The organism is Nakamurella sp., assembly GCF_048594475.1.
GTDB lineage: Bacteria > Actinomycetota > Actinomycetes > Mycobacteriales > Nakamurellaceae > Nakamurella.
In genome coordinates this window covers 1-7539 of record NZ_JBMDXT010000284.1, presented here as the reverse complement: position 1 = coordinate 7539, position 7539 = coordinate 1, and the positions used below count along the sequence as shown (strand labels likewise).

Sequence of the window (7539 nt, the reverse complement as noted above, 5' to 3'; positions counted from 1 at the left end):
GAACCTGCGTGAGCACTACGGAATGACGCTGCGCGACTGGTGCGGCAATCTCGAGCGCCAGTGGTCGGCCTGCGTCGCGGACGTCGGCGAGGGCACCGCCAAGGTCTGGGGCCTGTACATGGCCGCCTGCCGGCTCGGGTTCGAGCGCAACACGATCCAGCTGTTCCAGGTGTTGGGGGTCAAGCCCGACGACGACGGCAACTCGGCGGTCCCGCTGCGTCCGTGGTGGACCGGCTGAGCCGCGAGCGGATCAGCCCAGGGATCAGCGGCCCGTAGATCAGCGCGGCCGTAGATCAGCGCGGCCGGCGCGGCGGTGGCTCGGGAACCGGCTTGGCGGCCACCACATTCGCCAGTACGACGGTGACCGGGCCACGCCGGGTCTGGATCTCGCACTGGATGCCGTCACACGAGCGCAGGTAACCCAGCGCATCGGTGAACCCGCCCGGCACGCGGTGCCGGGCGACCACCCGGGTGCCCGGCGGGACCGACCGCAGCAGGTCGGCCGGCGCCGGCTCGGTGCCGGCCGGCGCTCCGGCGAGCGGGGCCGCCCCGGCCGCCGGGGTGGGGCCGGTGGTCGTGGTGGGGTCGGGCGGGCCGGTCACCCGGTCACGGTAGACGGGGCGTCGGCGCCCGCGCCGCCGGCCGCCACTTGCAGCAGCCCGAGCAGCCCCGACTCGACCTCCCGCTTGATCGGTTCGGGGTCCCGGGGATGGAAGGCCTCCCGGGCGTCGTCGCCCGCCGGGCCGGTCTCGATCGTGTAGCCGTAGGTGCGGGCCAACGCCGGGTCGCTCAGGTGCCGGCTCCAGGCGTAGTCGCTGTGCGTGCCGGTGGTCGGGTAGAGCGTCATCCCGGGCTCCGGGCTGTACCGGCGCCCGCGGACGGCGGCGATCTCGTCGACGATGCGCCCGGCGACCCGGCGGAACTCGGCCAGGTCGTCCGGCGCGATGTACTCGGCATACCCCGGACGGCCGAGCGGCCGGCAGGTGCCGGTCGGCAGCGTGCGGAAGTTCTGCGCGGGATCGGTGGTCTGGTTGGGCGCATGACCCCACGGGTAGATCACGAGTTCGGAGAACGAGTGCACGTCGACGAAGTGGTCGATGCGGGCCGTGTCCAACAGGTGCCGGACGTTGCGGTTCTCCGGTTCGCTGAATGCGGCCGGACCGCAATAGATGTCGGTGCACGGCGTGCAGGAGGTCTGGCCCTCGGTGACCCCCCAGAGGATGTCGGCGTTGCGATTGAGGTCGACCCCGTCGCAGGCGGTGCCGGGATTGTCCCGGCGGTTCTTGCGCCACATGTCGTCCACGGTCAGCACGTACGTCCGGCCGTCCGGGTTGACGCAGGGCAGCAGGTGGATCGACACGGCGCCGAGCAGGGCTCGCAGCTCGCCCCCGGTCCAGGTCCGGGCGCCCAGGACGAGGTCGGCCCCGGTGCGGTGGGCGGCGATCAGGTCGACGGCCAGCTCCACGAGCAGGTCCGGATTCATCAGCTCGCGGGCATGGGTGCCGGCGATCAGCAGGACGCCCGGGCGCTCGTCGACGGGCGGCCCGTCCGGCGCGGCCAGGCGCAGGGCGGCGATCGCGCGGCCCTGCCGCGAGGTCTCCGGAAGCGGGAGCCGGGTGCAGACCTCCGGGGCCGTCGCGACGAGGCGCTCGACGACCCGGTCGAGTTGGTCGACGGTCCGGTACATCAGACCTCCCCACCGGGCGGATCCGCCGGACCCAGCCGGGCGGCGAGCCAGCCGGCGACGTCCTCGTCCGCGGCGATCAGGGCCGGGTCCAGCGGGGCGATCGGAACCGAGCGCTGCACCCGGACCGGCAAACCGGCCGCCCGCAGCCGGTCGAGCTGCTCGGCGTCCACCAGCAACCGGACATGCTCGCGATCCGGCAGACGGTCCAGGTCCAGGGCGCTGACCTGCGCGATCCGCGCGGTCGCGGCCCGCACGCCTGGGCCGGTCGGGCCGGTCGGCTCGGTCGGCTCGGTCGGGCCGGTGAGGGGATCGTCCAGGATCACCTCGAACCGTTCGCCGCGAGCGGCAGCCCCGGCCGCCTGATCTTCCGCCGGTCCATGATCCGGCGGTGGCGTGGCATCGGGCATCGTCTCTGCACCACCCAACGTGCGACGGACGTGCGAAGGGAGAACCGGACATCGGGATCGGAACCCTGGTCCGAACCGGAGATCCGACCTGGACGATCGACGGTACGCCGTTGTCCGGTGGCCGCGCTCGGTCCGCATCGGCCAGATCGACACGGTCGCTCAGTGCGGCAATGTCCTGGAGCCTTCGGCGGGCTCGTCGGCTCCGGCGCTGGCCACTGAAGGCCCGCGCTCGCTGAGCGAGCTCAACCCTTCACTCAGCCAGACCGCCTCGGCTCGGCCGGGCCCATCCGGCACCCAGCGCCGGCCCGACCGAAGACCCGCACCCGCTCAACGAGCTCAACCCTTCACTCAGCAAGACCGCCCGGCTCGGCCGGACTCATCCGGCACCGGCGCCGACCCCACCGAAGACCCGCACCCGCCGAGCGAGCTCAACCCTTCACTCAGCCGGACCGCCCGGCTCGGCCGGGCCCATCCGGCACCGGCGCCGGCCCGACCGAAGACCTGCGCTCGCTCGGCGAGCTCAACCCTTCACTCGGCGGGACTCCTCGGGTCAGCCGGGCTCGTCCGGCACCGGCGCCGGCCCGACCGAAGACCTGCACCCGCTCAGCGAGCTCAAACCTTCACTCGGCGGGGCTCCTCGAGTCGGCCGGCTCGTCCGACTCCGGCGCCGGCCCCACTGAAGACCTGCGCCCGCCCAGCGAGCTCGAACCTTCACTCCGCCGACCGGGCCGGCGGGCTGCTGAGCCAGGCTGGCTGCTCCGGCGCCGAGTGCGGGCGTGATCGAAGACCGGTGCCGATCGAGCGAGTGGGTTGGCGCACGGCGCCGGGATCGGGGCGGGCCGGAGGTGCGCACCGATCCCGGCGTGGGATCGGCGGGCGCACCTCCGGCGGCCCGGGTGCCGCGGCGGCGGCACATCGGTGATGAAAGGCCCGGCGCCCCCCGGCTCCCCGGGCCGCCATCACTGATAGTGACTCTAGCCGATGTGACATCACCCTCGTAACCCGTCTGCCGAACTCATTCGGGTGATTTGACGCCTACGACTTCGTTCTGTCACCACCATTGGTTCGTTCGACTGAGCCGTCCGGCCGCGAATCCGAACTGCCGGCCGGACATCCTCGCTCCGAGTCCCAGAACTGCTCGTGGGCGCGGACCGACCACGCCTCGATCAGATCCAGCCGCGGGCCCGGCGGGAGGGCGCAGGATCCGGAGTCCAACCGGTCGACGATCCGCCGGCCGTGATCCACGACCAGCGCCGACACCTCCTCGCGCGGGACCTCACCGCGCTTGACCGCGAGCACCAGCTCGCGATCGGGTGCGGGCAGGGGCAGCGTCAACGACCCGGACGATGCGATCTGCAGACCCTGCCGGGCCAGCCGCACCGCGTGCGCACCGAACTTGGTGTCCCACCCGTGCGCCGCGACCAGCTCCGGGCGGCCCGGGCCGGTCAGCATCCTCTCGTGCTGACGTCGCATGTAGCCCAGGAACCGGCGCACCGCCTCCTGGCTCAGGAACGCGGTGCGCAGCGCCCGGAGGGAGTGACCGAGGTCGGTGCAGACCAGCAATGCGGACGGCGGGGCGAACAGCGGTAGCAGCGCAGTGGGGTTGCCCTTGGTCGCCAGCCGGAGGTAACGGCGCAGGCCGTAGACGATCAGGTCGGTGTCACCCGGACCGCTGCGCTCCCCCTCCGCCCGGGTCCGGCGCACGTGATGGCCGATCGGCTCCCGCAGGCCGTACACGTGGACGCGCGGCTCGACGAACACCCCCATCTCGTCATGGTCGTCGGTGCCGGCGATCGCGACGCCGTGCACTCCGGATCCGACGACGGAGCGGAGGATCTCATTGGCCAGGGCGATGTCCTGGGGACCGTAGTTGACGGGCGGCCGGCTCATGGCGACCTTTTCCGGGAGCCTCGGTGGGGTGCACCGGGTCGGACAGAATGCCGGAGCCGCGTCCGGCCCGGCAAGCGGATTTCCCGCGAGGTCCGGACGGTCAGGGGGCGTGCGCGCCCTCGTGGTGGCGGCGTCGCAGGCAGGGGTCGGCGTCGTCGGCGTACCCGCAGCGCGGTGTGTGGCACCGGGCGCACCGGGCCACCCGTTCGTTCGGGTCGAACAGCCGCCCGATGACGACGATCTCCCATTCGTGGGCGCACTCGTCCTTGGCCGGCCGGTTCTCCCAGTCCCACGGCCAGGCCGGGTCGATCGGTCCGGATTCCCGCGGTCGGGATCGCGGCGCCATTGCCGTGCCCATTCGATACCCCCATCACGCAGAGTACGAAAGAACGCACTCTATCCGAGTGGTGTCACCGTCTGCAGTACACGAAAGAGCAGTTGTGCCGGCCGCCGGGGGCGCCACCGGGTGACGATCGCCCGATCCCCGCGCGTCCTGCCGGCAGCGCCGGCCCTGTGTCGGACCCCCTTGCCATGATCGTGGCATGACCCACGACGACGGGGGCCGGCCATGACCGTGCTCTCCGGCCCCGAACGGCTGGCCGGCCTGGACCTGACGGTCGAGGTGGTCGCCACCGCATTGGCGGCGGCCGACCGCGAGTCCGCGCTCTGCTCGGATCTCGACCCGCCGATCCTGGAGGGCCTGCTGCGGTGGGGTCGGGCGACCCGCGCCCTACGGGAACAGCTCGTTCCGCACGGCTGGACCTACGACAACCCGAACAATCTGGCCCGGACGATCCACCCGTCCGGCGACTTCGCCGTCGTGCTGGCGACCGGGGACGCCGGCACCGGCCAGTCCGAGACGGGCGCCGGCCCCCGGCACTCGCGGGGCTACGCCACCGAGCAGGCCATCGTGGCCAACGGGCAGTTGACCTTCGAGTTCGGCTCGCTGCTGCAGCTCACCGGCGCGGACCGGCCCGGGGGCCCGGGGCACCTGAAGACCTGGTTCCTGCTCTACCACGCCGAGCCGGACTGCTTCCACGCGGAGCTCTCGCTGCCCCAGGGCATCGATCGGGGGCGCATCACCCGCTGGACCGAGCGCATCCTGCTGCCGCCGGTGCCCCGCGGTCGCGGCGGCGGATCGCCCGGCCCGGCGACGCCGGCGCCCCCCGCGGTCCCGGCCGGAGCGAACTGACCGGGGCGGGGCGACCGGAGCGAACCAACCGGAGAGAACCGACAGGGCGAACCAACCGGAGAGAACCGATAGGGGGGAACGACCGGAGCGAACCAACCGCAGCGAACCAACCGGGCGGAACGACCGAGCCGACCGGTCCGGCCGGACCGGACCGGGCCGAACCTGAGCGGCGCGCGGGCGGGTCAGCCGCCGGCCAGGGCGACCAGGTCGGGCACCACGTCGGCCGGGGCCGGCATCCCGGCGATCTCCGCCCGCACCCGGGTGGCGGCGGCCCGCTCCGGGCCGTCGTCCAGCAGGGCCTGGACCGACCGGGCGACGGCGTCGCCGTCCTGGCGGTCGTTGGCCAGCGCGTGGCCGAGCCCGGCACGTTCGATCAGCTGGGCATTGAGGAACTGGTCCGCGCCCTGCGGCAGGATCAACTGCGGCACCCCGGCCGCCGCCGCGCCGAGCACCGTGCCCGTGCCCCCGTGGTGCACCGCGACATCCACCCGGTCCAGGACGCCGGGCTGGTCGACGAACCGCTCCAGGTGCACGTTCCCGGGCACCGGACCGAGCGCCTCCGGGTCCCCGTCGGGCCCGACCGCGACGAACAGGTCCGCGTCCAGGCTGGCGATCTGGTCCACCGCCCGGCGGATCACCTCGACCGCACCGAACGAGACGGTGCCCAGGGTCAGGTAGACCGCCGGCCGGGTCCGCGGGCCGGCCAGCCCGGCCGGGACGGCGCCGGCCGGATCGCGGTGGGCCACCGACCGGATCGGCAGCCGCGGCGCCGTCGGCGGCGGCCCGGGCGGGGCCAAGGACGGTGGCACCGGATCGAGCACCGCCGCCGCCATGAGGCCCGGCCCGGCCGGCGGGACCCGGTCGTGCGCGGCCCAGAAGCCGGCCCGGAACCGGCGCGCGGCGCCGTCGATCATCGCCACGATCGCACCGGTGGCCAGCCCGATCGAGAACCCGACGGCCGGCACCTCGTGCACATCGGCGGCCATGGCGGCCCCCACGTTCATCGCCTCGTAGACCACCAGGTCCGGCCGCCGCGCGGACAGCACCGGGTCGAGTTCGCCGGCGACCAGTTCGGCGGTGACGTCGGCGAACATGGCGGCGGCCAGCTCCGGCCCCTGGGCCTCCGGATGCCGCAGCCGGACCTCGGCGGTCACCCCGTCCAGTTCGGTGCCCGCGGGCACCGCCCGGACGGTCGGCCAGGGCAGCCGTTCCAGGAAGGGGTCACCGGTGGCGATCCGCACGTCGTGCCCGGCAGCGGCGCAGGCCGACACCAGCGGGAGCAATGGGAAGACGTGGCCGAACGCGGGAATCGCCGCAAACAGGATGTCCACAGCCCGTGATGCTCCCACCGGACGGCCCGCGGATGCGCGCGGATTTCAGGCGGCTTACTCTTCGCACCGAAGATCACCGTGAGTTCTTGGCTGATCACTTTCAGTGAATGAGGGTGTCGATGTCGCAGACCGCAACCCCGACCACGGCCGCCGCCCTGCCGGCCGCCCTCAGCCGGTCCCGGATGAACCTGGTGTTCGTCACGGTCATGCTCGGCATGCTGCTCTCGGCGCTGGACCAGACCATCGTGACCACGGCGCTGCCGACGATCGTCGGCGACCTGGGTGGCGCCGGGCACATGAGCTGGGTCGTCACCGCCTACCTGCTGGCCGAGACCATCTCCACGGTGCTGGCCGGCCGGTTCGGCGACATGTTCGGTCGCAAGATCATGTTCCAGCTCAGCGTCGCCGTGTTCATCATCGGGTCGTTCTTCTGCGGCCTCGCCCAGGACATGGAGATGCTCATCGTCAGCCGCGCGGTGCAGGGTCTGGGCGGCGGCGGCCTGGCCGTCACCGCCACCGCACTGATCGGCGAGGTGATCCCGCTGCGCGAGCGGGGCCGGTACCAGGGCGCGCTCGGCGCGGTGTTCGGGGTGACCACGGTGATCGGGCCGCTGCTGGGTGGGCTGTTCACCGACCACCTGTCGTGGCGCTGGGCGTTCTACGTCAACGTGCCGATCGCCCTCATCGTGATCGCGATGGCGGCGACCACCATCCCCAAGCTGACCGAGCGCAGCAAGGTGCCCGTCGACTACCTGGGCGTGCTGTTCATCGGCCTGGGCGCGACCGGCCTGACCCTGGCCACCACCTGGGGCGGCAGCGAGTACGCCTGGTCGTCCCCGACGATCCTCGGCCTGTTCGCCGGATCGGCCGTGGCGATCGCGCTCTTCGTCTTCGTGGAGAGCCGGGCGGCCGCCCCCATCCTGCCGCTGCACCTGTTCCGCAGCCGGGTGTTCACCGTCTCCTCGATCCTGAGCTTCGTGGTCGGCTTCGCCATGATGGGGTCGATCACCTACCTGCCCGCCTTCCTGCAGT

General features: G+C 72.9%; 9 protein-coding genes. 3 read left to right on the top strand and 6 right to left on the bottom strand.

The features are described 5' to 3' along the window. Positions 1-238, top strand: a 238-nt coding sequence (locus ACOJUF_RS13260) for a class I SAM-dependent methyltransferase (RefSeq protein ID WP_420122311.1), incomplete at its 5' end; no start/stop codon positions are given. 55 nt (positions 239-293) lie between these two features. On the opposite strand, the gene ACOJUF_RS13255 is transcribed toward ACOJUF_RS13260, so the two are convergent. The 5 genes from ACOJUF_RS13255 to ACOJUF_RS13235 form a co-directional block, all read right to left on the bottom strand. Then, positions 294-602 carry a hypothetical protein gene (locus tag ACOJUF_RS13255; RefSeq protein ID WP_420122310.1) on the bottom strand — a complete coding sequence of 103 codons (309 nt, stop codon included), beginning with the start codon at positions 600-602 and terminating at the stop codon, positions 294-296. Further along, complete coding sequence (locus ACOJUF_RS13250) at positions 599-1687, bottom strand: M14 family zinc carboxypeptidase (protein ID WP_420122309.1); 1089 nt, start codon at positions 1685-1687, stop codon at positions 599-601. Before ACOJUF_RS13250 ends, ACOJUF_RS13255 begins: the two co-directional genes overlap by 4 nt. After that, entirely contained in the window at positions 1687-2094 is a 408-nt protein-coding gene (locus ACOJUF_RS13245) for a hypothetical protein (RefSeq protein WP_420122308.1), read from the bottom strand. The genes ACOJUF_RS13250 and ACOJUF_RS13245 overlap by 1 nt, the downstream gene beginning before the upstream one ends. A 1035-nt stretch (positions 2095-3129) precedes the next feature. Then, positions 3130-3984 (bottom strand): DNA polymerase beta superfamily protein, encoded by an 855-nt coding sequence (locus ACOJUF_RS13240; protein ID WP_420122307.1) that lies wholly within the window; start codon positions 3982-3984, stop codon positions 3130-3132. Positions 3985-4084: 100 nt separating this feature from the next. Continuing rightward, a complete protein-coding gene (locus tag ACOJUF_RS13235) occupies positions 4085-4330 on the bottom strand; it encodes a hypothetical protein (protein ID WP_420122306.1) in 246 nt (81 codons plus the stop codon). 222 nt (positions 4331-4552) lie between these two features. On the opposite strand from ACOJUF_RS13235, the gene ACOJUF_RS13230 reads away from it, so the two are divergent. Continuing rightward, complete coding sequence (locus tag ACOJUF_RS13230; RefSeq protein WP_420122305.1) at positions 4553-5176, top strand: hypothetical protein; 624 nt, start codon at positions 4553-4555, stop codon at positions 5174-5176. A 182-nt stretch (positions 5177-5358) separates the two neighbouring features. On the opposite strand, the gene ACOJUF_RS13225 is transcribed toward ACOJUF_RS13230, so the two are convergent. Beyond that, positions 5359-6507, bottom strand: a complete 1149-nt coding sequence (locus ACOJUF_RS13225) for a glycosyltransferase (RefSeq protein ID WP_420122304.1) — start codon at positions 6505-6507, stop codon at positions 5359-5361. Between the two features lie 119 nt (positions 6508-6626). Between ACOJUF_RS13225 and ACOJUF_RS13220 the strand changes: the two genes are divergently transcribed. Next, on the top strand, positions 6627-7539 hold a 913-nt coding region (locus ACOJUF_RS13220; protein ID WP_420122303.1), incomplete at its 3' end, for an MFS transporter.